Consider the following 25434-nt stretch of genomic DNA (forward strand, 5'->3'; position numbering starts at 1 on the left):
AATATAAAAAAGGCAGCCATGCGGCTGCCTTAGTTCTCCCCGGACTCTTACTGCTTAGCTGTTACGGATGTACTCATCCATTTCAGTTTTCAGGTTATCGGATTTCGTACCGAAGATAGCCTGAACGCCGGAACCGGCAACCACCACGCCAGCAGCGCCCAGGTTCTTCAGGCCAGCCTGATCAACCTTCGCCACGTCAGCCACGCTGACACGCAGACGGGTAATGCACGCATCCAGGTTAGTGATGTTTTCTTTACCGCCAAATGCCGCCACCAGAGCCGGGGCCATTTCGCTGGTCGCGCCCGCTTTCGCTTCGTCGGTGTTATCTTCACGACCCGGGGTTTTCAGATCCAGCGCTTTAATCAGCACGCGGAAAACGGTGTAGTAAACGATCGCATAACCGATGCCCACAATCGGGAACAGCCACAGTTTGCTGCTGTTGCCTGACAGAACGATAAAGTCGATCAGACCGTGCGAGAAGGAGGTGCCGTCACGCATACCCAGCAGGATACAGATCGGGAACGCCAGACCAGCCAGAATCGCGTGGATGATGTACAGGATCGGCGCAACGAACATGAAGGAGAACTCGATCGGCTCGGTGATACCGGTCAGGAACGAGGTCAGCGCGGCGGAGATCATGATACCGCCCACTTTGGCGCGGTTTTCTGGTTTAGCAGAGTGCCAGATGGCGATAGCCGCAGCCGGCAGACCGTACATCTTGAACAGGAAGCCGCCGGACAGTTTGCCCGCAGTCGGGTCGCCCGCCATATAACGCGGAATATCGCCGTGGAATACCTGGCCTGCCGCGTTGGTGTATTCGCCGATCTGCATCTGGAAAGGAACGTTCCAGATATGGTGCAGACCAAACGGCACCAGGCAGCGCTCAATGAAGCCGTAGATACCGAACGCCACAACCGGGTTCTGGTAAGCAGCCCACTGAGAGAAGGTCTGAATAGCAGTACCAATCGGCGGCCAGATGAAGGAAAGGATCACGCCGGTGAAGATCGCCGCCAGACCAGAGATAATCGGTACAAAGCGCTTGCCGGCAAAGAAGCCGAGATACTCAGGCAGCTTGATACGGTAGAAGCGGTTGAACATATACGCCGCAATCGCACCGGAGATGATCCCGCCGAGAACACCGGTATCCGCAAGGTGTTTCGCAGCGATCTCTTCAGCCGGTAAATGCAGAACCAGCGGCGCAACCACGGACATGGTTTTAACCATGATGCCGTAGGCGACAACCGAAGCCAGCGCGGAAACGCCGTCGTTGTTGGTAAAGCCCAGCGCAACGCCGATAGCGAAAATAAGCGGCATGTTAGCAAAGACAGAACCGCCTGCTTCCGCCATGACATGCGATACAACGGCTGGCAGCCAGCTGAAGTTTGCGGAACCGACGCCAAGCAGGATACCTGCGATCGGCAGCACGGATACCGGCAGCATCAGCGATTTACCGACCTTCTGCAGGTTAGCAAATGCATTCTTAAACATAATTAGGAGTGCTCCTGAGTATTTGTGTTTTCTATGTTTTCACGCATTAGCAAGGGGGGAGAGCCTCGCCGTGGACAGGGCATCTAAGTGCCCTTTATTTATTACACAGAGTAAAATAATTCAGCGTATTTTTGTTTGATGGCTATCACGTTTCAACTCCGCGTAACGCTTTAAGTTGCACATTTTGACAAAAATAGTATCTGAATGTGTCAGGCCGTTCATTCACCGCCCGATTTGTGGCGGTGAACTTTACTCGCTTTAGCGATTAATTACGAGCTTTAAAAAAACTCATCTAAGAGGCTGATTGCAGGCGGGAAGCGTCGATATGGAACAGGCTGGCAAAGTTATTGGTGGTTACCTGCGCCAGTTCATCAACGGCAACACCCTTCAATACGGCCATGTATTCTGCGACATCACGCACCATCGCAGGCTGGTTTTCTTTACCGCGGTGCGGAACCGGCGCTAAATACGGCGAATCCGTCTCAACCAGCAGGCGATCCAGAGGCACATAGCGCGCGGCATCGCGCAGCTGTTCGGCATTACGGAAGGTGACGATACCGGAGAAGGAGATATAAAAGCCTAAATCCAGTAATTTACCTGCCGTTTCTCTGTCTTCTGTAAAACAGTGTAGTACGCCGCCGCAATCCGTCACCTTTTCATTGCGAAGAATTGCCAGCGTATCGGCACGGGCATCGCGGGTATGGACGATCACCGGTTTATTCAGCTCGCGACCAATCTGAATATGATTGATAAAGGACGCCTGCTGGCGAAGCTTCGTTTCCGGGGTATAAAAATAGTCCAGCCCGGTTTCGCCCATCGCCACCACGCCCTCTTCGCCTGCCAGCCGACGCAGATCCTCTACCGCGTAGTCCTCATCCTGGTTCAGCGGATGAACGCCACAGGAAAAGACCACGTTATCGCGCTCGCCTACCTGCTCACGCATACTGCGGTAGCCCGGCAGCGTGGTCGCCACTGCCAGACAAAATTTCACATCGCGCGCGGCGGCTTTCGCCAGCACGTCATCCACGTCCTTATGCAGAGATTGATAATCCAGGCCATCAAGATGGCAATGCGAGTCGACTAAAAACATAATGTCTCTCTTAAAGATGGGGAACAGGCAATACGGCGCCTGGTTGCAGGTAATGCTCAATCCGGAGAAGGAGATCGGTCAGGACCAGTTCACGGTTCAGGCCGCTCACGTTTAGCAGTTGTTCGCGACTGTGGCAGACGGCATTCAGGATCGCCTGAATCCGGCTGGCGGAGTAGTTTGCGGCCAGTGCCACCGCCAGCGGCTCTGCATCGACATTGGTTAATGACGATGCCCCGTGCTGGCGTTTCAGCGCGTCCATCAACAGCATCGCCAGCCAGTGCAGCCTTTCCGGCGCCTGCTCATGATTCAGTGCCGACAGTAAAGTATACCAGTCGCCGTTGGAAACGCTGGCGGTCAGCGCCTGGAGCAGCGCATCGCGATGCGCCCAGCTTTCAGCCTGCAGCAATTCATACGCAGCGCCCGGTGAACCGGCGCTCAGGCGCAGCGCGGTGATTATCGCCTCTTGTGACATTGTCACCTCGCGCACCAGCCAGGCGACGGCGTACTGTTCCGGCGGCGGCGCAAGATGATGCAGACGGCAACGGCTGCGTAATGTCGCCAGTAACCGCGCCGGTTCCCGACTCGCCAGGAAAAACCAGGTGTGTTCCGGCGGCTCTTCCAGCGTTTTCAACAGGGCGTTCGCCGCGGCGTCGGTCAGCAGCGCCGCATCCGGGATCCACACCACTTTTGCGCCGCCAAGCCGGGCTCTTTCGTACAGCTTTTCGCCCACTTCGCGTACCGCATCGATACCCAGCGCGCTCTTCCCTTTTTCCGGCAACAGCGCGTAATAATCGGGATGGGTGCCCGCCTGCATAAGCTGACAGCCGCGACAGTGGCCGCAGCTTTTATGGCCCTCCGGCTGCTGACAGAGCAGATACCGGCTTAATGCGTAAATCAACGCGTCATCGCCCATGCCGGGCAGTGCCTGAATCAGTAGCGCATGGTGCCCCCGTCCCCCCTGGTAGCTGGCCACCAGTTTTTCGAAGTCCGGACGTAACCACGGATACCATTTCATGCGCCCTGCTCCTTCACCCATTCGCTGACTACCGTGCGAATGCTGTGCATAACGGCATCCAGCGGCTGCGTAGCGTCAATGGTGCGTATGCCGGGGTCCTGCGCGGCAAGCTCGAGATAGCGGGCGCGGGTGCGATTAAAGAAATCAAAGGACTCCTGCTCAATGCGATCAAGCTCGCCGCGGGCGCGGGCGCGTTTCAGCCCCACCTCCGGCGTCACATCCAGGTAGAGCGTTAAATCGGGACGGAAATCGCCCAGCACCGCGTCCCGCAGCGTCGCCAGCATATGGCGATCGATACCGCGTCCGCCGCCCTGATAGGCCTGAGTGGAGAGATCGTGACGGTCGCCAATCACCCACGCGCCGTTTGCCAGTGCGGGCCTGATAACCGTTTCAACCAGCTGCACGCGCGCGGCGTAAAACATCAGCACTTCCGCTTTATCGCAGATGATTTCATCGCCCACGGATTTAATGTCCAGCACCAGGCTGCGCAACTTTTCCGCCAGCTGCGTGCCGCCCGGCTCGCGGGTAAAAACCATGTCGCGAATGCCGAGCTGCTGCAGCGTCTCGACCACCACATTACGCGCGGTGGTTTTTCCGGCGCCTTCCAGCCCCTCGATGACGATATACTTACTGCGCATTTTTTTCCTTAAGCACTTTCAGATACTCCTGCACCGACCGGTTATGGCTGGCAAGATTGGTGTTAAACGTATGCCCGCCTTTACCGTCGGCGACAAAATAGAGATACGGCGTTTTTGCCGGATGCGCCGCGGCCTTCAGCGAAGCTTCGCCCGGCATGGCGATCGGCCCCGGCGGCAGACCGGTGATGGTATAGGTGTTATAAGCCGTCGGCGTTTCCAGATCCGCGCGGGAAATCCTGCCATTATAGCGCTCACCCATGCCGTAAATCACCGTCGGATCGGTTTGCAGACGCATTCCGACGCGCAGACGGTTAATGAATACCGACGCGACCCGATCGCGCTCGCTGGCGACCGCCGTCTCTTTTTCAATAATCGAGGCCATCGTCACCAGCTGATTCTGGTCCTGATACGGCAGCCCTTTTGCCCGCCCTTCCCAGACGCTATCAACCATTTTCACCATTTTTTGATGGGCGCGCCTGAGCAAGGCCACATCGGTGGTGTTGGCGGTATACATCCAGGTATCGGGCCAGAACCAGCCTTCAAGGCGGTCGGTGCCGTTCATCCCCAGCGCCGTGGCGACGCTCTCGTAGCTGTCGTCACTCAGGGTATGCCTGATGTATGGCGCCTCGCGCAGCTGTCTGAGATAGTCGCTTAAACGTAGCCCCTCTACCAGACGCAGCGGGAACTGCGCCTCTTTGCCGCTTTCCAGCAGTTGCAGCATTTCGCGCACGCGCATCCCAGGAGTGAAACGATAGGTGCCCGCCTTAAAATGGGCAAGCTCAGGCTCGACGCGCAGTAGCCATTGAAATACGCGTGGACGGTTAATCACACCTTCAGCGTACAGCTGATCTCCCAGCGCCAGACGACCGGTGCCCGGTTTAAGGGTAAAAAACGATTTCGTCTTTAATCAGTATCTTACTGTCCGCCAGTTGCCGGACCTTCCACACGCCCACGCCAGCGGCAACGCCCAGCACAACAACCAGTAACAGAACAACGGATAACAATTTTTTCATGACTAATTCGGATGCTCGCACAGTGGGGCCAGAAATTCATACAGCGCACGTGATGAGAAGCGTTTCGTTCCCCAGGCACGTACGGGAACAACCGGCATCAGCGCATTACAGACGACCATTTCGTCAGCGTGCTGAAGCTCTTCTTCACGGGCTCGGGTTTCGACAAGCCGAAAAGACGATTGTGCCAGCTGTCGCATACAGAATTGTCGCATTATGCCATTCACCCCCGCCTGATCGAGACAGGGCGTATACACCACATTGTCTTTTCGCCAGAACAAATTAGCCGCACAGCATTCCGTAACCCAGCCCTCGCTGTCAAGAACCAGCGCTTCATCGGCCTCCGTCTGCTCAAGATGAGAGCGAATCAACACCTGTTCAAGGCGATTCAGGTGCTTGATACCTGCCAGCATCGGATTGCGTCCGAGGCGCACCGGGCTAAGGGTCAGGGTAATCCCCTGCTCCCGCCAGCGGTCATAGTGAGAGGGCCACGGCGAAACGCTGAGAATGCGGGTAGGTTGCCGGCACTGCGCCGCGCTGTATCCTCGCCCGCAGCTGCCGCGGCTGATAATCACTTTCAGCACGCCGCGCAGATGACCGGCAGAGAGCGTGCTCATTTCGCGCTCAAGCTCGTCCAGATCAGCGAAGGCGATCAGCAATTTCTCACACGCCTCCTGCAGGCGTCGAAGGTGCGCGGCCAGCTGGCATACTTTTCCGTCAATAATGCGCGCGGTGGTAAAGCAGCCATCGCCGAACTGGATCGCGCGATCGCTCGCGGCAAGCGACGCCTGTTCACGGCCATTTATCAAGAACATAGCAGCTCCTTATGGATGACAGGATAGTGTGGCAGGATGGCTGACTCAGGACAAGGGTGGAGAAGAGAATAAGAAAGGCCCGACAAGCGGGCCTTTAAGCAGTTACGGACAACGGCGATTAGATCTTTTTAAAGATCAGCGAACCGTTGGTGCCGCCAAAGCCGAAGGAGTTACACAGGGCATACTCCATTCCGCTGACCTGACGCGCCTCATGTGGCACGAAATCCAGATCGCAGCCTTCATCCGGGTTATCCAGGTTGATGGTCGGCGGAACCGCCTGATCGCGCAGCGCCAGGATAGAGTAAATGGACTCTACCGCGCCAGCGGCGCCCAGCAGGTGACCGGTCATTGATTTGGTGGAGCTCACCATCACGCGGCTCGCCGCGTCGCCAAAGACCGATTTCACCGCCTGCGCTTCGGCTTTATCGCCTGCCGGCGTGGAGGTGCCGTGCGCGTTGACGTAACCAATCTTGCCCGGTTCAATCGCCGCGTCACGCAGCGCGTTGACCATCGCCAGCGCCGCGCCCGCGCCGTTTTCCGGCGGTGACGTCATATGATAAGCATCGCTGCTCATCCCGAAACCTACGACCTCAGCATAAATTTTCGCGCCGCGCTTTTTCGCATGTTCATACTCTTCGAGTACAACCATCCCGGCGCCGTCGCCAAGCACAAAGCCGTCACGCTCTTTATCCCACGGACGGCTGGCCGCCTGCGGATTGTCGTTACGCGTGGAAAGCGCGCGCGCTGCGCCAAAGCCGCCTACGCCCAGCGGCGTACTGGCTTTTTCAGCACCGCCCGCCACCATCGCGTCCGCATCGCCGTATGCAATGATACGTGCGGCGTGACCGATGTTATGTACGCCTGAGGTGCAGGCGGTGGCGATAGAGATGCTCGGCCCGCGCAGGCCGTACATGATGGTCAGGTGGCCTGCCACCATGTTGACAATCGTCGACGGAACGAAGAACGGGCTAATCTTACGCGGCCCACCGTTCACCAGGGAACTGTGGTTTTCTTCAATTAGTCCGAGACCACCGATACCGGAGCCGATAGCGGCGCCAATACGGGTTGCGTTCTCTTCCGTTACTTCAAGGCCAGAATCCTGCATGGCCTGAACGCCAGCGACAATTCCATATTGAATGAAGGCATCCATCTTGCGCTGTTCTTTACGCGAGATAATGTCATCACAGTTAAAATCCTTTACTAAGCCAGCAAATTTCGTTGCATAGGCGCTAGTATCGAAATGGTCGATCAGGCTGATGCCACTCTGACCGGCAAGGAGAGCTTTCCAGGTAGACTCTACGGTATTGCCGACAGGAGACAACATGCCCAGTCCGGTCACAACTACACGACGCTTAGACACGGTTGTCCTCCAGGGAGGGAAAAATGATTCTAGTGGGACAAAAGGATAAAACTCAGGCGGTCGAATGACCGCCTGGAGATGTTCACTTACGCCTGGTGGCCGTTGATGTAATCAATGGCAGCCTGAACGGTGGTGATTTTCTCAGCTTCTTCGTCCGGAATCTCAGTATCAAACTCTTCTTCCAGAGCCATTACCAGCTCAACGGTGTCAAGAGAATCTGCGCCCAGGTCTTCAACGAAAGAAGCATTGTTGGTAACTTCTTCCTGCTTAACGCCCAGCTGTTCGCCGATAATTTTCTTAACGCGTTCTTCGATAGTGCTCATACTCTTAAATTTCCTATCAAAACTCGCTTTCGCGATGGTTTTCGTAGTGTATAAAATGTTGAAAAATTTGCAACTAAATCCCGGCAGGTCTTACCACGATTTTGCGCTATTTTGCGGCTTTTCACCCAAATAACGCAAATATTTTTCTACACATTATCGATCGGGCCGCCGGGATAGCGGCTGCGCCCTCGGTCCCAGGTCACAGAGTAAACTGTGCTTGCGGACTTTCTGACCTTACCGCCTGTAGCGACCCGGATGATTTTGTGTATATCGTGGTTAAACCATATACATCCCGCCATTGACGTGCAGAGTCTCACCAGTGATGTAACCCGCTTCGTCAGAAGCTAAAAATGCAACCGCGCTGGCAATTTCTTTTGGGGAGCCTAAGCGACCCGCCGGAACGGCTGCCAGCGTACCCGCACGCTGCTCATCGGTCAGCGCACGCGTCATGTCCGTTTCAATAAAGCCCGGAGCAACAACGTTTACAGTAATGCCGCGGGACGCAACTTCGCGCGCCAGCGATTTACTGAAGCCAATCAGACCCGCTTTCGCCGCAGCGTAGTTTGTCTGACCCGCATTTCCCATGGTACCAACCACAGAACCGACAGTGATAATACGTCCATGACGCTTCTTCATCATAGCGCGCATTACCGCTTTTGACAGGCGGAAAACAGATGAAAGATTGGTTTCGAGAATATCGTTCCACTCATCATCTTTCATTCGCATCAGCAGATTGTCACGAGTGATACCGGCATTATTAACCAGGATATCGACTTCACCAAATTCTGCGCGAATTTTTTCCAGAACAGATTCGATAGATGCAGGATCGGTCACATTCAGCATCAGACCTTTCCCGTTGGCACCTAAATAATCGCTAATGGCCTGAGCGCCATTTTCGCTGGTAGCCGTACCGATTACGGTCGCGCCACGGGCAACGAGCGTCTCTGCAATTGCGCGGCCAATCCCGCGGCTTGCACCGGTGACCAGCGCGATTTTTCCTTCAAAACTCATGGTTTTCCTCTTTTATTGCTCAAGCGCCGCAGATACCGCCGCCGGTTCGTTAAGAGCCGAGGCGGTCAGGGTATCAACAATGCGTTTAGTCAGGCCAGTGAGGACTTTACCCGGGCCGACTTCATAAAGATGTTCCACGCCCTGCGCCGCCATAAACTCAACGCTGCGGGTCCACTGCACCGGACTGTACAGCTGGCGCACCAGCGCATCGCGAATGGCGTCAGCGTCAGTTTCACATTTCACATCAACGTTATTGACGACCGGCACGGTCGGCGCGTTGAAGGTGATTTTCGCTAATTCAGCGGCCAGTTTTTCGGCGGCAGGCTTCATCAGCGCGCAGTGAGACGGCACGCTGACCGGCAGCGGCAGCGCGCGCTTTGCGCCAGCCGCTTTACAGGCGGCGCCCGCGCGTTCAACCGCCTCTTTATGACCGGCGATAACCACCTGGCCCGGAGAGTTAAAGTTTACCGGCGAGACGACCTGACCTTCCGCGGACGCTTCACACGCCTGAGCGATAGAGGCGTCGTCCAGACCAATGATGGCCGCCATCGCGCCGGTTCCTTCAGGAACGGCTTCCTGCATGAATTTACCACGCAGTTCGACCAGACGCACCGCGTCGGCAAAATTAATGACGCCCGCGCAGACCAGCGCGGAGTATTCACCCAGGCTATGGCCAGCCATCAGGGTCGGCGCTTCGCCGCCCTGCTGTTGCCAGACGCGATACAGCGCGACGGAAGCCGCCAGCAGCGCAGGCTGAGTTTGCCAGGTTTTATTCAGCTCTTCAGCCGGACCCTGCTGGGTCAGCGCCCACAGGTCGTAGCCCAGCGCAGCAGAGGCTTCAGCAAAAGTCTCTTCAACGATCGGATAGCTTGCCGCCATATCGGCCAGCATCCCGACGGTCTGAGAACCCTGTCCAGGGAACACAAATGCGAATTGCGTCATGTTTAAATCCTTATACTAGAAACGAACCAGCGCGGAGCCCCAGGTGAATCCCCCGCCAAAGGCTTCAAGCAACACCAGATGTCCGGCTTTGATACGGCCATCGCGCACGGCTTCATCCAGCGCGCACGGCACTGAGGCCGCAGAGGTGTTGCCGTGTCTGTCCAGCGTGACGACCACCTTATCCATCGACATACCCAGTTTTTTCGCCGTCGCGCTGATAATGCGCAGGTTAGCCTGATGGGGAACCAGCCAGTCGAGCTGCGAACGGTCATAATTATTGGCGGCCAGCGTCTCGTCGACGATGTGCGCAAGCTCGGTCACCGCGACTTTGAACACGTCGTTGCCCGCCATAGTCAGATAAATCGGGTTATCCGGATTCACGCGATCGGCGTTAGGCAGCGTCAGCAGCGGGCCGTAGCTTCCGTCCGCATGAAGATGCGTGGAGATAATGCCCTCCTCCTCGGATGCGCCAAGCACCACCGCGCCCGCCCCGTCGCCAAAAATAATAATTGTGCCGCGATCGGTCGGATCGCAGGTACGGGCCAGGACGTCAGATCCAACGACCAGCGCATATTTCACCGCGCCGGATTTAACGTACATATCGGCCACGCTTAACGCGTAGGTAAAGCCCGCACAGGCCGCCGCGACGTCGAACGCCGGGCACCCTTTAATGCCCAGCATGCCCTGAATCTGGCATGCCGCGCTGGGAAAAGCATGGGTCGCTGAGGTGGTTGCCACCACAATCAAGCCAATCTGATCTTTATCAATGCCGGCCATTTCAAGCGCGCGCTGCGCGGCGGTGTAGCCCATCGTGGAGACGGTTTCTTCCGGCGCAGCGATATGGCGTTCACGGATACCTGTACGGGTGACAATCCACTCGTCAGAGGTATCGACCATTTTTTCCAGATCGGCGTTAGTCCGCACCTGTTCAGGCAGATAGCTGCCAGTACCAATAATCTTCGTATACATGTACGCTCAGTCACTTTTTGGTTATATACCGCGAATCATAAACTGCGACGACGTCAGGCCCGGCAGTCGCGCCAGTATCAGCGCGGCTGCGGCGTATCGCCATTGTCGGCGTCCTGCAGTTCAAACCCAGCCGGGTATACAGATTCCAGGCGAGCGGCAATCCGTTGTGGAACTTGTCGCTGCACCGCCTGCACTGCCTGTTCAATCGCGACTGTAAAGGCTCGCTGATTGGCCGCACCATGACTTTTAATCACCGTGCCGCGCAATCCTAACAGACAGGCGCCATTATACTGGTCGGGGTTGAGGTGACTGAATCGCCTCGCCAGGCTTTTTTGTAACCAACGTTTTAATATCAGCAGCCACCACGACCGTTTTTTGCCCTCACCCTGAGATTTCAGCAGTGAAAGGAACATTCTGACAACACCTTCCATCGTTTTTAATGTGACGTTGCCTGTAAAACCGTCACAGACCAGCACATCGGTTTTCCCGGTCAGGAGTTCATTGGCTTCCAGATAGCCAATGTAATTAATGGAAGGGATCGTCTTGAGCAAGGCAGAAGCGTCCCGAATACTGTCCAGACCCTTTGTTTCTTCTTCGCCGATGTTGAGCAGCGCCACGCGCGGGTGGTTAATGCCCACGACTTCTTCCGCCAGCACCGAGCCCATAATCGCAAACTGCGTCAGCATCATGCTGTCGCAGTCGACGTTGGCCCCCAAATCAAGGACCACCGTTTTCCCTTTTTGCTGGTGCGGCAGCACCGTCACCAGCGCGGGACGCTCAATGCCGTCCAGCGGCTTGAGCAGCAATTTTGCCAGCCCCATCAACGCCCCGGTATTTCCGGCGCTGACGCAGGCCTGCGCTCGCCCTTCTTTCACGAGTTCCAGCGCCACACGCATCGAGCTGCCGCGGCTGGCGCGGATAGCCTGCGAAGGCCGGGCATCACTGGCGATAACTGACTGTGCAGGGATAATCTGCAGACGCGAACGTTGTTCAAAGTCAGCTTTAGCAAGTAATGGCGTGATTGTATCGGGATCCCCGACTAAAAGAAGTGTGAGTTGTGAATTAGAGTTCAGTGCCTGCAAAGCTGCAGGCACCGTCACGGAAGGGCCAAAATCTCCCCCCATGACATCTAACGCCAGGGTTAGACGTGTCAAGGTATCTTCGCCGCCTGGTTCGGTATTTCCCCGCCGGAACGGGGAACGTCCTCACTAAGCTTCATCACGCAAAAGCGTGATTACTTAGCGATGACCTTGCGGCCACGGTAGTAACCGTCGGCAGTGATGTGGTGACGCAGGTGTTTTTCACCAGAGGTTTTGTCTACAGACAGGCTGGTGACTGCGGTCAGCGCGTCATGGGAACGACGCATGCCACGTTTGGAACGGGTTGGTTTATTCTGTTGTACGGCCATGGACCTTACTCCTTAATTACTTACGCTTTAAGCTGGCTAATACGGCAAATGGGTTTGGCTTTTGCGCTTCATCAGGCAGTTCACCAAAGACCATGTCCGCTTCGGACACTTCACAGTGTTCAGAATCATGCACCGGAACCACCGGCAAGGAGAGGATAATTTCATCTTCCACCATCGCCAGCAGATCGATTTCGCCGAATTCGTTAACCTCAATCGGCTCATACGCTTCCGGGAGTGCTTCAGCCTGTTCATCGGAACGAACCGGACTGAAACAATACGTTGTGTGGACCTGATGAGTAAACGGCTGCCCGCAACGCTGGCATTCGAGCGTTACCGAAACCGCAGCATCACCGTTAATCACAGCGAGACGTTGGTTATCGATAGCGAACGACATGGAGCATTCCACATCACTGTCCACACTGACTACAGAATCGGCGACGCGCTCAACCAGATCGGAAGGAAAGATACCTTCGTAATCGAGGCGTTTTTGCGCCGTACGTACCGGATCCAGAGTCAGGGGTAATTTTACCTTTTGCATAGGGCGCGCATATTAACTTTGTAACGTCATATAGTCAAAGAAAAAGGCAGCCTGCGGTTGCCTTTTGCCAATAATTCGCACACATTGCGGTTTACAGCCTTATTTTCGTGCGGACGTTGCCGCCAGGGCACGCCTCAACGCCGAAAAACATAGTTTAAAATGGCTCACATTAATTCGCTATATCTGGTAGAAAAAATATGCCCAATCTTATTCTCGCCTCCACCTCTCCCTGGCGTCGCGCCCTGCTGGAAAAACTGGCGTTGCCGTTTGAATGCGCGGCGCCCGAGGTCGATGAAACGCCCCTGCCCGGCGAAACGCCACGTCATCTGGTTAGCCGCCTGGCGAAAGAAAAAGCGCAGTCGCTCGCCCGTCGCTTTCCTGCGCATCTGATTATCGGTTCCGATCAGGTATGCGTGCTGGAGGGTGAAATCACCGGCAAGCCGTTAACGGAAGAGAAAGCCTGTCAGCAGTTAGCGAAGGCCAGCGGCAATATCATCACCTTCTATACCGGTCTGGCGCTGTATAACTCAGCGACGGGACATCTACAGAGCGACGTGGAGCCGTTTGACGTCCACTTCCGTCATCTCAGCGCAACAGAGATTGCGGACTATGTCCGCAAAGAGCGTCCGCTACAGTGCGCCGGGAGTTTTAAAAGCGAAGGGCTGGGGATTGCTCTGTTTGAGCGTCTGGCGGGCCGCGACCCCAATACGCTGGTAGGCTTGCCGCTGATCGCCCTGTGCCAGATGCTGCGCCAGGAGGGGATAAACCCGCTCAAGGCGTAGCGTGCCTCCTGTGGGCCTGATGGCGACGCATACGCGTCCTGTCACCCGGGCTTGCGCAATACCTGCAGGCAGTGCTTAAGCTGTCCGTCCATCGGCGCTTCAATGCGCAGCACTTCGCCGGTTCCCGGATGGGTAAACTTCAGCGCCGCCGCGTGCAGAAACAGACGTGAAAGACCGGTGGCGGCCAGTTGCTTATCAAACTCGCGGTCGCCATAGCGATCGTCAAACGCAATCGGATGCCCGGCATACTGGGTATGCACGCGAATCTGATGGGTGCGTCCCGTTACCGGACTACAGCGAACCAGCGTGGCGAAAGCGTAGCGCTCTTCCACCTTAAAGCGGGTTTCCGAGGGCTTTCCCTCCTGGCTGACGCGAACGATGCGCTCGCCGCTTTGCAGAATATTCTTTAATAAAGGCGCCTGTACGTTTTTCACGTGCGACTGCCACTGGCCGCGAACCAGCGCCAGGTAATCTTTCTGCATCCCTTTTTCACGCAGCTGCTCATGCAGCGAACGCAGGGCCGAACGTTTTTTCGCCACCAGCAGAACGCCGGAGGTATCGCGGTCAAGCCGGTGCACCAGTTCAAGGAAACGCGCTTCCGGCCGCAGGGCGCGCAGCCCTTCAATCACGCCAAAGCTCAGGCCGCTGCCGCCGTGCACCGCCGTCCCGGAGGGTTTGTTCAGCACCAGAATATGGTCATCCTCATAAAGGATCACGTCGGCCAGCGCCGCCACCTTTTGCAGATGCGGCGACACCGCCTCCTCTTCGCGCTCGGCGACGCGAACCGGCGGGATGCGAATTTCATCGCCCGCTTCCAGTTTGTATTCCGGCTTGATGCGCTTTTTATTCACCCGCACTTCGCCTTTGCGCAAAATGCGATAAATCATACTTTTCGGCACGCCTTTCAGCTGCGTACGCAAAAAGTTATCGATGCGTTGCCCCGCCTCGTCAGCAGTAATAGCAACTATTTTTACGGATGGAGTCTCTGTTTTCATGGGGGCCGATTCTAAATAGCCGCACGGATTCGCGCCACTCATTTTTCTATGCTTATATTTATCTTTATCCGCTGGCGCACGGGGATTTCATTAACGATTTGATGGTTATTAAAGCAATCATCGTCAGGAAGTGAAAAAACTGTGAGTAAGCGGGAGATAAATGGTAAAAGTCATCTTGCTATAACAAGGTTAGCAGTGGAATAATGTCCCCGTTTCCGTGCCAGCGCTTGTTAAAACAAGTTATTTTACGGAATAACCCAATTTTGCCCGAACGATCATCCACGCAGCAATGGCGTAAGACGTATTGATCTTTCAGGCAGTTAGCGGGCTGCGGGTTGCAGTCCTTACCGGTAGACTGGATCTTCTCTGGAGAGTAATACCCAGGCAGTTCCCCTGATAATTGCGCTGTGTTTCCGTATGAAATACAGGCAACCGACACTCTGCGCCTCTTTGAGCTGACGATAACCGTGAGGTTGGCGACGCGACTAGACACGAGGCCATCGGTTCATACCCGGAAAGGCGATACTCTGCCCGCAGCTTAGTCGTCAATGTAAGAATAATGAGTAAGTTACGATGAAAAGAATGTTAATCAACGCGACTCAGCAGGAAGAGTTGCGTGTTGCCCTTGTAGATGGGCAGCGTCTGTACGATCTGGATATTGAAAGTCCTGGACACGAGCAGAAAAAAGCGAACATCTATAAAGGCAAAATTACCCGTATTGAACCGAGTCTGGAAGCGGCTTTTGTTGATTACGGCGCCGAACGTCACGGTTTCCTCCCGCTAAAAGAAATCGCCCGCGAATATTTCCCCGCTAGCTACAACGCGCATGGTCGACCCAACATCAAAGATGTGTTGCGTGAAGGTCAGGAAGTTATTGTCCAGATCGATAAAGAAGAACGCGGCAATAAAGGCGCCGCGCTGACCACCTTTATCAGCCTGGCGGGCAGCTACCTGGTGCTGATGCCCAACAACCCGCGCGCGGGCGGCATCTCCCGTCGTATCGAAGGCGACGATCGCACCGAACTGAAAGAAGCGCTGGCCAGTCTTGAGCTGCCTGAAGGCATGGGGCTTATCGTGCGCACCGCGGGCGTCGGCAAATCGGCCGAAGCGCTGCAGTGGGACTTAAGCTTTCGCCTGAAACACTGGGAAGCGATTCAGAAAGCGGCGGAAAGCCGTCCTGCCCCGTTCCTGATCCATCAGGAGAGCAACGTCATCGTTCGCGCCTTCCGCGACTATCTGCGTCAGGATATTGGTGAAATCCTCATCGATAACCCGAAAGTCATGGAGATGGCGCGTCAGCACATCGCCGCGCTGGGTCGTCCGGATTTCAGCAGCAAAATTAAACTGTATACCGGTGAAATTCCGCTGTTCAGCCACTATCAGATCGAGTCACAGATTGAATCCGCGTTCCAGCGTGAAGTGCGCCTGCCCTCCGGCGGCTCCATTGTTATCGACAGCACCGAAGCGTTAACCGCCATCGACATCAACTCCGCACGCGCTACCCGCGGCGGCGATATCGAAGAAACCGCGTTTAACACCAACCTCGAAGCCGCTGATGAGATCGCCCGCCAGCTGCGTCTGCGCGACCTCGGCGGCCTGATCGTTATCGACTTTATCGACATGACGCCGGTTCGTCACCAGCGCGCGGTGGAAAACCGTCTGCGTGAGGCGGTGCGTCAGGACAGAGCGCGCATTCAGATCAGCCACATTTCCCGCTTCGGCCTGCTGGAGATGTCCCGCCAGCGCCTGAGCCCGTCGCTTGGCGAGTCCAGCCATCACGTCTGCCCGCGCTGTAGCGGCACCGGCACCGTTCGTGACAACGAATCACTGTCGCTGTCCATTCTGCGCCTGATCGAAGAAGAAGCGCTGAAAGAGAACACCCAGGAGGTCCATGCGATCGTGCCTGTGCCGATTGCCTCTTACCTGCTGAACGAAAAACGCACCGCCGTCAACGCCATTGAAACCCGCCAGAACGGCGTGCGCTGCGTCATCGTACCAAACGATCAAATGGAAACGCCGCACTACTCCGTGCTGCGCGTCCGCAAAGGTGAAGAGACGCCAACCCTGAGCTACATGCTGCCGAAGCTGCATGAAGAAGCAATGGCGCTGCCTTCTGAAGAAGAGTACGCCGAACGCAAACGTCCTGAACAACCGGCGCTTGCCACCTTTGCCATGCCAGACGTTCCGCCAGCGCCAGAGCCTGCCGAACCGGTGGTGAAAGCGGCCGCGCCGAAAGCCGCCGCCGCGCCAGCCGCCCCTGCTGAGCCGGGCCTGTTAAGCCGTCTCTTTGGCGCGCTGAAATCGCTGTTCAGCGGTGGCGAAGAGGCCAAACCTGCCGAGCAGCCTGCGCCGAAAGCGGCGGAAAAACCGGAACGCCAGCAGGATCGCCGTAAGCGTCAGAACAACCGCCGCGATCGCAATGACCGTAACGAGCGCAGCGAGCGTCGTGACAGCCGCGATAACCGTAGCGAACGTGCTGAAAGCGGTGAAAGCCGTGATGAAAATCGCCGTAACCGCCGACAGGCGCAGCAGAGCGCCGATCGCGACAACCGCCAGCAGACTGCTGAGGTAGCAGAGAAAGCGAAGTCCGGCGACGAGCAGCAGCCACAGCCGCGTCGCGAGCGCAATCGTCGCCGTAGCGAAGAAAAACGTCAGGCGCAGCAGGAAGTAAAAGCGCTGAGTATTGACGAGCAGCAGACGCAGGACACCGAGCAGGAAGAGCGCGTACGTCCGGCTCAGCCGCGCCGTAAACAGCGTCAGCTGGCGCAGAAAGTGCGTTACACCGATAATGCGGCTGACAGCGAAGTCGTGGTTGCGCAAGTGAGCGAAGAAAAAGTGGCGACGCCGGTTGCCGAAGAGTCCGCACCTGTGCAGAGCACCGAGCTGGCGAAAGTTCCGCTGCCGGTTGTCGCTGAAGCGCCTCAGGAGCAGGAAGAGAGCAGCGAAGCGCGTGACAGCGCCGGTATGCCGCGTCGTTCCCGTCGTTCACCGCGCCATCTGCGGGTCAGCGGCCAGCGCCGTCGTCGTTATCGTGACGAGCGTTACCCGCTCCAGTCGCCGATGCCGCTGACGGTTGCCTGCGCATCGCCGGAAATGGCCTCCGGTAAAGTGTGGATCCGTTATCCGGTCGCACGTCCGCAGGATGCGGAGCAGCGTGAGCAGGAGATCGAACAGGTACAGGCGCAGCCGGTTGCGGCAGAGCCGCAGGCCGTTGTCGCCGCCGTTGAAGTGGCGGAGACGGTGGTTGAAACCGTTGCGCAGCAAGCGCCGGTTCAGCCGGAAGAAACCATCGAAACAACCCATCCGGAAGTGATTGCCGCGCCGGTTGATGAACAGCCACAGGTGATTGCTGAAGCGGATGTACCGGTAGCTGAAGAGGTCGCCGCCGAAGCGCAGCCGGTCGTCGCCGCCGAGGAATCCGCTCCGGTGGCCGAAGAAACGGCGGAAGTGGTGACGGTTGAGCCTGAAGTGGCTGTCGAACCGGTAGCTGTCGAACCTGAGGTGGTTGCCGAACCGGTGAAAGAGCAGGACGTTGTGGAAGAGGTTGTGGCTCCTGCGCCTGTTGCCGCCCCGGTTGAAACCGTTAAGGTGGAAAAACCGGTCGCCGTCACGCCGCTGGCCGAACACAGCCACGCTACCGCGCCGATGACCCGCGCGCCAGCGCCGGAATACGTGCCGGAAGCGCCGCGTCACAGCGAGTGGCAGCGTCCTGCCTTCGTCTTTGAAGGTAAAGGCGCGGCAGGCGGACACAGCGCCACGCACCACGCCTCTGCCGCTCCGACTCGCCCGCAGCCTGTCGAGTAACAGCAGAAACGCGTATCAAGCCGGCCTCCGGGTCGGCTTTTTTTATTCCACCGCCGGTCGGCGCATCCCCGCCAGTTCGGGCATCACCTCTTTCATCAGTTCCAGAAACCGGCGCAGGCGGGTGGGATAATAGCGCGCCCACGGATAGACCAGGTGTACCGGCAGCGGCGCGGCCTGCCAGTCAGCAACCAGCTCAACAAGCCGCCCGGCGGCAATATCTTCCGCCACCGTCCAGCTGGAGACGATTGCCACGCCCAGACCCGCCAGCGCGGCATTGCGCGCGACGTAAATGCTGTCGGTGCTCAGCCGGGGCGCAATCGGCAGGCTTACCGCCTCGCGGCTGTGGCGATGGCTAAGCGAGACGCTGTGCTGGTAAAAAGTGTTAAGCGCAATCCAGGGAAGCGTGGAGAGCTGTTCAGGGGAGCTGATGCGCGGATGGCGCGCCAGCAGTTCCGGCGTCGCCACCACGCTGCGCGGTACTTCCGCCAGCAGCACCGACACCGTGGCCGGATCAACCTCTGCCCCCACCCGGATGGCGCAATCGATATTGTCACGCAGAAAATCAACCGTTTTGTCGTTGAGCATCCACTCTACCGACAGATTCGGATAACGCGCAAGGAAGCTGAGTAAAGGACTGAGAAGCTGCTGCTGACCAAAGGCATGTGGCGCGCGTACCCGCAGCGTACCCACCGGATCATCTTCCACCACGTTGAGGCCATCCTCCAGCGCCAGCCAGGCGTCGATAATGCGTTTTGCATGCTGATAACCGCGCTCGCCGTCATCGGTCAGCTTCATCGCGTGCGTGGTGCGCAGCACCAGCTTGACCCCCAGCATTGTCTCCAGCGATTGCAGGCGTCGGCTGATGGTCGCCTGAGTGGTATTAAGCTGCCTCGCTGCCGCAGAGAGCGAACCCGCCTCAACGATGCGCACAAACGTCCGCATCAGCTCCACCCTGTCTATACGTTCATTTTTAATCATTTTCAGCCTGCTCATACGCAAAACGTATAACTGTTTTACCACCTCGCCTGCTACCAGACCAGCGCCAGCCGGTGAAAAATAGCCTCACACCTGTGACTGAGGAAAATAGAATGAACACACCTTCACCGTGGCTGATTTTTGTGCTGGCGCTCGGCGCCGGATTCAGCGTTGCCGCAATCTATTATGCGCAGCCGCTGCTGCCGCTAATGGGAGACGATCTGCACCTGAATATTAGCGGCATGGGTCTGGTACCGACGCTGACCCAGGCAGGCTACGCGCTGGGGATTTTATTTTTACTGCCGCTTGGCGACCGCTATGACCGCCGGACGCTGATAGTGCTTAAAAGCCTCGCGCTCAGCCTGCTGTTGCTCGCCTGTAGCCTCGCCGGGCATCTGCCTTCGCTGCTGGCGGTCAGCCTGCTGCTGGGCATGGCGGCGACGATGGCGCAGGACATTGTGCCCGCCGCGGCGATTCTGGCACCCGAAGGTCGACAAGGCAAAACGGTAGGCACGGTGATGACCGGCCTGCTGTTGGGCATTCTGCTGTCGCGCACCGTCAGCGGTCTGGTCGGCGAAGCGTTTGGCTGGCGGGCGATGTACCAGCTCGCGGCGGTCAGCATCGCGCTGATCGGTCTGCTGTTATGGAAAGTGCTGCCGCCGTTTACGGCGCACTCAGCGCTGCGTTATCCGGTGCTGATGGCGACGATGGCGCAGCTGTGGCGTCGCCATCCGGCGCTGCGTCGCGCCGCGCTGGCGCAGGGCTTTCTCTCCATCGCCTTCAGCGCGTTCTGGTCTACGCTGGCCGTGATGCTGGCCGAACATTATCAGATGGGAAGCGCCGCCGCGGGCGCATTCGGTATCGCCGGAGCCGCAGGCGCGCTGGCAGCGCCTATGGCGGGCCATCTGGCGGACCGGATCGGCGCGGAAAAGGTCACGCAGGCAGGCGCGTTGCTAGTAACCGTCTCTTTTGCGCTGATGTTCCTGTTGCCCTTCCTGCCGGTACAGGGGCAGTGGATGCTGATCGCTCTTTCCGCCGTGGGGTTTGATCTGGGGCTACAGTCAAGCCTGGTGGCGCATCAGAATCTGGTGTACAGCCTTGAGCCACAGGCCAGAGGTCGTCTCAACGCTCTGCTGTTTACGGTCGTGTTTATCGGGATGGCGCTGGGATCGGTGGCGGGCAGCCAGGTTTATGCGCTGGCGAACTGGCAGGGCGTTGTCGCTCTGGCGACGGTCAGCGGCGCTATCGCGCTGGTGATAAGAGTGAGCGGAAAGCGCCAGCCGGAGCCGCGGGCGTCAGAAGTCTGACCGTTAAAAAATTGCCCGCTCCGGGGTGAATGGAGCGGGCAGACAAAACATACCCAGTTTCATGATATGTTTTAAAACGGTTTATCAGCGGTTGAACTGGAACAACGACATTCCCTGCATATCGCTGAACGCCTTATAGGATGCCTGCAGCGCCGCCTGCTGCATGACATAGGAGGAGATCACCTCGTTCCAGTCCACGTCGACCAGATCGCTCATCTGCTGCTTTTGCCCCAGCGCGCGATCGCTGCCCAGCGAATCCAGCGAGCTGAGTTCGCTCAGTTGCGTCCCCAGCTCCGCCCGCACGCCCAGCACGTTGTTCAGCGAGTTTTTCAGCCCACGGTTGGTTTTATCAATCACCGCTTTCGCCTGCTCCTTCAGCGCATCATCGTCGCCGACGGGCGAATTGAGCGCTTCGATAGCGGAATCCAGCATACGGAACAGATTCGTTTCCGAATCATCGCCGTTCGGTTCCGGCACCGCGTTGCTGGTGATGGAATCGAAGATCTTGTCGCCGGTATGCCCGATAACCATTGTGCGCGCAGAATCGACCTGCTGGGTGATGCTTTCCGTGCCGCCGCTGTACGTCCCGTCGGCCTGAGCAAACGGCGCTTCTCCGGTTTTATAGCCAGCGAAAATATAGCGGCCATTGCCGTCGGTGCTGTTCGCCAGGTTCATCAGCTGATCGCGAATCCCCTGTAAATCGGTCGCCAGCGAGGCGCGGTCGTCGTCGCTTAACGTGCCGTTACCGGCGTTGACGATTTTTTCCTGCGCCGCCTGAATCGCGGTGGTGACTTCGCTCAGTACGCTCTCTTCCAGCGATACCTTCTGCGTGGCGAAAGTGCGCGCCAGGGCAAACTGGCTATTTTGCGCCTGCGCCTGCGACAGCACCACCGCCTGTGAGGCGGCGATAGGGTCGTCTGACGGGTTGACCACCCGCTTGCCCGACGACATCTGCTCACCATATCTTATCCACTCGGCCTGAGAGGTGGTGATGCCACGCATGTTCTGCTGATACATCATTTGTGTACTGATACGCATTGTTTCCCTCTCCCTTAGCGAATACCCAGTAGCGCGTCAAATAACGAGTTGGCAGTTTGCAGAACCTGGGCGTTAGCGAGGTAATACTGCTGATAGCGCTGCAGATTGCCGTACTCTTCATCAAGGTTAACGCCGGAAATAGACTGCTGTTCTTTCGTCAGCTGAGTCACGACATTGTCCTGGGTTTTGCTGGCGGTTTTCAGCGCTGCGGTTCTGCTGCCCACAGTGCTCACCAGCGTGGCGTACGCGTCGTTAAAGGATTTCGAGCCGCCTACGGTGGTGCCGTTATTTTGCAGATCCAGCAGCACCTGGCCGTTACGGTTATCGCTCTCACCGGCCGTTGGATCTTCCGCCATCGCGATTTGCGACTCATTGGTGACGTTAACGCCCATATTGATAATGGCGCCGCTCACCGGTTTTAAGGTAAAGCTGTCGTTGGCGGCAGCCCCGCTGCCCACCGTTACTTCCAGACCGTCAAAAGACAGCTTGCCGCCCGTCTCCGTCGCTTCGAAGCTGGTGTTATCGGCAAGGCGCGTAATCTGCCACTTTGATCCGTCAAACACCATTTTATAGTCGGTGGCCTGTACCTTAGCGGCATCGGTGACCGTCGCATCAACGTCGGCCGTACCGGTATTTTTGCCGTTTTTCAGGACCGTCGGACCGCCGATGTTAAAGAAATCCATCCCCGGATTGCCTTCCGCATCAAACCCGGCGTTGTGCTGGTTATTAAAGGCGTCGGCAAAGGCCAGCGCCAGCTGCCCCAGCGTGTTGCGGGTCTGGTCAAGCTCATGGGAGCGGAAGGTCAGCAGGCCGCCAAGCGAGCCGGTAGAGATCAGTTTTTCCGGAATTTCGATATTGCCAGCCTGGGAGTCCACATACGCCACGGTGGTGCGTGACGGATCGGCCTGCGAAGGCACCGCCGCCAGCTGGCGCGCATTGCTGCCCTGCACCAGCGAATAGCCGTTAGCCATCGTGATGTTATAGGTCCCGCCGTCCTGAATGCTGACTTCAACGCCAACAATTTTATTCAGCTCGCTGACCAGCTGATCGCGCTGATCGAGCAGGTCGTTCGGCGCTGCGCCGGCGCCTACGCCGGTCAGACGTGAAATCTGCTCGTTCAGATTGGCGATTTGCTGACTGTAGTTATTGATCTGCTGAACGCTGGAGGCGATGGAGGTATTAATCTGCCGCTCCTGATCGCGCAGATACTGATCGGTGGTTTTAAACTGATTCACCAGACCGTTCGCTTTGCCGATCAGCGTCTGACGGGCGGCCGGGTCTTCAGCGTTGCTGATCAACGTTTGCAGGCTGGTAAAAAAATCCTGCATGGACGCTGAAACGGAGAGGGTTTTGTCGGCCAGCAGGTTGTCGATTTTCGACATCTGCTCATACTGGGTGGTCAGGCCGCTGCTCTGGTTCTGCGCGCCGCGAAGCTGATTGGTGATAAAAGCGTCATATTCGCGCTGAACGCCAGAGACATAAACGCCATTTCCCACCCAGCCGCCGGCCCCCAGCGTGCTGTTGGCCTGCGCCATAATGGTCGTCTGACGGGTATAGCCCGCGACGTTATAGCTGTTAATGTTGTTGCTGGCAGTAACCAGCGCCGCCTGGGCTGCATTAAGCCCGCTCATGGCGTTATTAAACAAGCTGGACATGGAAGTTCCTTTTAATCCTTCAGTTTCACATCATTATCGGCAGCAGGCCGCAAAACTTGAGCCATTCAAAAGAGATTATCGAGACTGGCGCTATAGGCGTGACTCACCTTCTCACTCATTGACTTCAGCTGCTGGATCATGGAGGTCAGCTTGCGCGCATAGTTCGGATCGGTCGCATAGCCCGCTTTCTGTAGCGCCTGACTCTCCACGACCTGCGACACCTTCACGCCGCCGGTTGCCGCGCCCGGCGCGGCGTCTACCTGAAAATAGACCTGCTTCGCGCGGTAGGGCTGACCGTCCGGCCCCGTTACGCTGTCGGCGTTCGCCAGGTTGCTGGCCGCCACGTTCAGGCGTTTGGACTGCGCCGTTAATGCCGAACCGGCAATGTCAAAAATATTCAGCAGCGCCACGGATTAGTTCCCTCCCTGTAGCACATTCATCATGCCTTTAATCTGCCCGCCCAGCGCGGTCAGACTCATCTGGTATTTCAGGCTGTTATCGGCAAACTGCGTCCGCTCGCGATCCATATCGACGGTATTGCCGTCCAGCGACGGCTGATCGGGAACGCGGTAAAGCAGTTCCGTGGAAGGCGATGAAAACGCCTGGGCAGGGATATGCTGTGCAGAGGTCAATGCCAACGAAATTCCGCCGGTTTCCTGCCGCCCACGTACCATGACCTTTTTTAACTCACTGGCAAAATCTATGTCGCGCGACTGATACCCTGGGGTATCCGCGTTGGCGATATTGGCGGCCAATATCTCCTGACGCTGCGCGCGCAGATTCAGCGCTTCCTGTTGAAAACGTAAAGCGGCATCGAGCTTATCGAGCATATCTCCTCCGCAGATGACAAAATTCAGCCGACAGCTTAAATCCCATCACGCGCGCGTTATCGCCGGAATAAACGCAAAATGCGTCGCTATTTATTGCGTTGATGGTGACAGCACGCGGGTAGAATCCTGTCATTGCGAAAAGCGCGGGAGGCGACGATGCAAACGGTAAAAGGTGGATTAGTCATGCTGGCGCTGCTGTTCAGCCCCCTGACGCTGGCGCAGGATCTGAACGCGCAGCTCAACGACTGGTTTGCCCGGCGGCTGGCCGGCTTCAGCGACGAGGTGGCGGTGACCATCCGCACCGCGCCGAATCTGTTGCCGCGCTGCGAATCGCCCGCCTTCAGCGTGACCGGCAGCGCGAAGCTCTGGGGCAACGTCAACGTGCTGGCGCGCTGCGCTAATGAAAAGCGCTACCTGCAGGTAAACGTGCAGGCGACAGGAAATTACGTGGTCGCCGCCGCGCCCATCACGCGGGGCAGCAAACTGACGCCTGCCAGCATCGCCCTGAAGCGCGGACGGCTGGATCAACTGCCTCCGCGTACCATTCTGGATATTAATCAGATTCAGGAGGCGGTGAGCCTGCGCGATCTTGCGCCGGGTCAGCCTGTTCAGTTAAATATGCTGCGCCAGGACTGGCGCATTAAAGCCGGTCAGCGGGTGCTGGTGGTGGCGAACGGCGATGGATTTAGCGTTAATGCCGAAGGCCAGGCGCTGAACAACGCAGCGGTGGCCCAGAACGCCAGGGTGAGGATGTTATCGGGTCAGGTCGTCAGCGGTATTGTCGATGCTGATGGGAATATTCTTATTAATCTGTAAGCAGTTAAAGGTTTTGTAACGGTTGCCGATAGTAAATACATATTCAACGATTGCTGACCGTTACAGCGTAGCCCCTCGATGAGGATGATAAAATGAGCATTGACCGTACCTCACCTTTGAAACCCGTTAGCACCGTCCAGCCGCGTGAAACCAGCGAGGCGCCGGTGCAGAAAGCGCGTCAGGAAAAAACCTCGGCGGCTACCAGCACCAGCGTAACGTTAAGCGACGCTCAGGCCAAACTGATGCAGCCTGGCGCGGGCGATATCAATATGGAGCGCGTGGAAGCGCTGAAAACCGCGATTCGTAACGGCGAGCTGAAAATGGACGCCGGGAAAATAGCCGACGCGCTGATTCACGAAGCCCAGAGCTATCTTCAGAGTAAATAAACGTATGACTCGTCTGGCAGAAATACTCGATCACATGACGGCGGTTCTCAATGACCTGAAAAAGGTGATGGATGCCGAACAGCAGCAACTCTCCGTCGGCCATATTAACGGCAGCCAGCTGCAGCGTATTACAGAAGAAAAAAGCTCTCTGCTGGCGTAATGCCGATCAGTTAAGGATCGGTTGACCGATCCTTAATCTGCGGCACTATAACGGCTTCCACAACAGGGAGCCGTTTTCT

24 protein-coding genes and 2 pseudogenes are annotated in these 25434 nt (G+C 57.1%); 6 read left to right on the forward strand and 20 right to left on the reverse strand.

Features of this window, described 5'->3' with window-relative positions; translation table 11 throughout:
- Positions 1–54 precede the first annotated feature (54 nt).
- The 14 genes and pseudogenes from ptsG to yceD form a co-directional block, all read right to left on the reverse strand.
- A complete protein-coding gene (gene ptsG / locus K7R23_RS20660) occupies positions 55–1488 on the reverse strand; it encodes a PTS glucose transporter subunit IIBC (protein WP_012905448.1) in 1434 nt (477 codons plus the stop codon).
- A gap of 292 nt (positions 1489–1780) precedes the next feature.
- A complete protein-coding gene (locus K7R23_RS20665) occupies positions 1781–2578 on the reverse strand; it encodes a metal-dependent hydrolase (RefSeq protein ID WP_012905447.1) in 798 nt (265 codons plus the stop codon).
- Positions 2579–2588: 10 nt separating this feature from the next.
- On the reverse strand, positions 2589–3593 hold the full coding sequence (gene holB, locus K7R23_RS20670; RefSeq protein ID WP_012905446.1) for a DNA polymerase III subunit delta': 1005 nt from the start codon (positions 3591–3593) through the stop codon (positions 2589–2591).
- Positions 3590–4231: a dTMP kinase gene (tmk, locus tag K7R23_RS20675; RefSeq protein ID WP_012905445.1), complete on the reverse strand. Its 642-nt coding sequence runs from the start codon at positions 4229–4231 to the stop codon at positions 3590–3592. The genes holB and tmk overlap by 4 nt, the downstream gene beginning before the upstream one ends.
- Positions 4221–5244, reverse strand: a pseudogene (gene yceG, locus K7R23_RS20680) (cell division protein YceG). Before yceG ends, tmk begins: the two are co-directional and overlap by 11 nt.
- A 2-nt stretch (positions 5245–5246) precedes the next feature.
- Positions 5247–6056, reverse strand: a complete 810-nt coding sequence (gene pabC / locus K7R23_RS20685; RefSeq protein ID WP_012905443.1) for an aminodeoxychorismate lyase — start codon at positions 6054–6056, stop codon at positions 5247–5249.
- Between the two features lie 118 nt (positions 6057–6174).
- The gene (gene fabF / locus K7R23_RS20690) at positions 6175–7416 is read right to left on the reverse strand and encodes a beta-ketoacyl-ACP synthase II (RefSeq protein ID WP_024132614.1); all 1242 of its coding nucleotides are present in this window, start codon (positions 7414–7416) and stop codon (positions 6175–6177) included.
- An 86-nt stretch (positions 7417–7502) separates the two neighbouring features.
- Positions 7503–7739, reverse strand: a complete 237-nt coding sequence (gene acpP, locus K7R23_RS20695; RefSeq protein ID WP_000103754.1) for an acyl carrier protein — start codon at positions 7737–7739, stop codon at positions 7503–7505.
- 276 nt (positions 7740–8015) lie between these two features.
- Complete coding sequence (gene fabG / locus K7R23_RS20700) at positions 8016–8750, reverse strand: 3-oxoacyl-ACP reductase FabG (protein WP_012905441.1); 735 nt, start codon at positions 8748–8750, stop codon at positions 8016–8018.
- Positions 8751–8762: 12 nt separating this feature from the next.
- A complete protein-coding gene (fabD, locus tag K7R23_RS20705) occupies positions 8763–9692 on the reverse strand; it encodes an ACP S-malonyltransferase (protein ID WP_012905440.1) in 930 nt (309 codons plus the stop codon).
- Positions 9693–9707: 15 nt separating this feature from the next.
- The gene (locus K7R23_RS20710) at positions 9708–10661 is read right to left on the reverse strand and encodes a beta-ketoacyl-ACP synthase III (RefSeq protein WP_012905439.1); all 954 of its coding nucleotides are present in this window, start codon (positions 10659–10661) and stop codon (positions 9708–9710) included.
- A 77-nt stretch (positions 10662–10738) separates the two neighbouring features.
- Positions 10739–11815 carry a phosphate acyltransferase PlsX gene (plsX, locus tag K7R23_RS20715; RefSeq protein ID WP_012905438.1) on the reverse strand — a complete coding sequence of 359 codons (1077 nt, stop codon included), beginning with the start codon at positions 11813–11815 and terminating at the stop codon, positions 10739–10741.
- Positions 11816–11895: 80 nt separating this feature from the next.
- Positions 11896–12069, reverse strand: coding sequence for a 50S ribosomal protein L32 (gene rpmF / locus K7R23_RS20720; protein WP_000290727.1), 174 nt, complete (start codon positions 12067–12069; stop codon positions 11896–11898).
- 16 nt (positions 12070–12085) lie between these two features.
- A complete protein-coding gene (gene yceD / locus K7R23_RS20725) occupies positions 12086–12607 on the reverse strand; it encodes a 23S rRNA accumulation protein YceD (protein ID WP_012905437.1) in 522 nt (173 codons plus the stop codon).
- 197 nt (positions 12608–12804) lie between these two features.
- Here yceD and K7R23_RS20730 point away from each other — a divergent pair, with 197 nt between their 5' ends.
- On the forward strand, positions 12805–13389 hold the full coding sequence (locus K7R23_RS20730; protein ID WP_012905436.1) for a Maf family protein: 585 nt from the start codon (positions 12805–12807) through the stop codon (positions 13387–13389).
- Positions 13390–13430: 41 nt separating this feature from the next.
- On the opposite strand, the gene rluC is transcribed toward K7R23_RS20730, so the two are convergent.
- Entirely contained in the window at positions 13431–14384 is a 954-nt protein-coding gene (rluC, locus tag K7R23_RS20735) for a 23S rRNA pseudouridine(955/2504/2580) synthase RluC (protein ID WP_012905435.1), read from the reverse strand.
- 573 nt (positions 14385–14957) lie between these two features.
- On the opposite strand from rluC, the gene rne reads away from it, so the two are divergent.
- Entirely contained in the window at positions 14958–18188 is a 3231-nt protein-coding gene (gene rne / locus K7R23_RS20740; RefSeq protein WP_012905434.1) for a ribonuclease E, read from the forward strand.
- Positions 18189–18230: 42 nt separating this feature from the next.
- Here the strand turns inward: rne and K7R23_RS20745 are convergent, their stop codons facing one another.
- Positions 18231–19166 carry a LysR family transcriptional regulator gene (locus tag K7R23_RS20745; protein ID WP_024132612.1) on the reverse strand — a complete coding sequence of 312 codons (936 nt, stop codon included), beginning with the start codon at positions 19164–19166 and terminating at the stop codon, positions 18231–18233.
- A gap of 110 nt (positions 19167–19276) precedes the next feature.
- On the opposite strand from K7R23_RS20745, the gene K7R23_RS20750 reads away from it, so the two are divergent.
- A complete protein-coding gene (locus K7R23_RS20750) occupies positions 19277–20470 on the forward strand; it encodes an MFS transporter (protein ID WP_042623222.1) in 1194 nt (397 codons plus the stop codon).
- A gap of 84 nt (positions 20471–20554) precedes the next feature.
- Here the strand turns inward: K7R23_RS20750 and flgL are convergent, their stop codons facing one another.
- The 4 genes from flgL to flgB all read right to left on the reverse strand — a co-directional run bounded on the left by flgL (position 20555) and on the right by flgB (position 23993).
- Entirely contained in the window at positions 20555–21508 is a 954-nt protein-coding gene (gene flgL, locus K7R23_RS20755) for a flagellar hook-associated protein FlgL (protein ID WP_012905431.1), read from the reverse strand.
- 14 nt (positions 21509–21522) lie between these two features.
- Positions 21523–23163: a flagellar hook-associated protein FlgK gene (gene flgK / locus K7R23_RS20760; protein WP_012905430.1), complete on the reverse strand. Its 1641-nt coding sequence runs from the start codon at positions 23161–23163 to the stop codon at positions 21523–21525.
- A gap of 65 nt (positions 23164–23228) precedes the next feature.
- Positions 23229–23573 (reverse strand): flagellar basal body protein, encoded by a 345-nt coding sequence (locus K7R23_RS20770; RefSeq protein ID WP_024132610.1) that lies wholly within the window; start codon positions 23571–23573, stop codon positions 23229–23231.
- A gap of 3 nt (positions 23574–23576) precedes the next feature.
- A complete protein-coding gene (flgB, locus tag K7R23_RS20775; protein ID WP_012905429.1) occupies positions 23577–23993 on the reverse strand; it encodes a flagellar basal body rod protein FlgB in 417 nt (138 codons plus the stop codon).
- Between the two features lie 156 nt (positions 23994–24149).
- On the opposite strand from flgB, the gene flgA reads away from it, so the two are divergent.
- The 3 genes and pseudogenes from flgA to K7R23_RS20790 form a co-directional block, all read left to right on the forward strand.
- The gene (gene flgA / locus K7R23_RS20780) at positions 24150–24809 is read left to right on the forward strand and encodes a flagellar basal body P-ring formation chaperone FlgA (protein ID WP_012905428.1); all 660 of its coding nucleotides are present in this window, start codon (positions 24150–24152) and stop codon (positions 24807–24809) included.
- A gap of 92 nt (positions 24810–24901) precedes the next feature.
- The gene (gene flgM / locus K7R23_RS20785; RefSeq protein ID WP_012905427.1) at positions 24902–25195 is read left to right on the forward strand and encodes a flagellar biosynthesis anti-sigma factor FlgM; all 294 of its coding nucleotides are present in this window, start codon (positions 24902–24904) and stop codon (positions 25193–25195) included.
- Between the two features lie 4 nt (positions 25196–25199).
- Positions 25200–25352: pseudogene (locus K7R23_RS20790) on the forward strand (flagellar biosynthesis protein FlgN); the annotation flags it as partial.
- Between the last annotated feature and the right edge of the window lie 82 nt (positions 25353–25434).

Origin of the sequence: Citrobacter rodentium NBRC 105723 = DSM 16636 (assembly GCF_021278985.1) — a bacterium.
Classification (GTDB): Bacteria; Pseudomonadota; Gammaproteobacteria; order Enterobacterales; family Enterobacteriaceae; genus Citrobacter_A; species Citrobacter_A rodentium.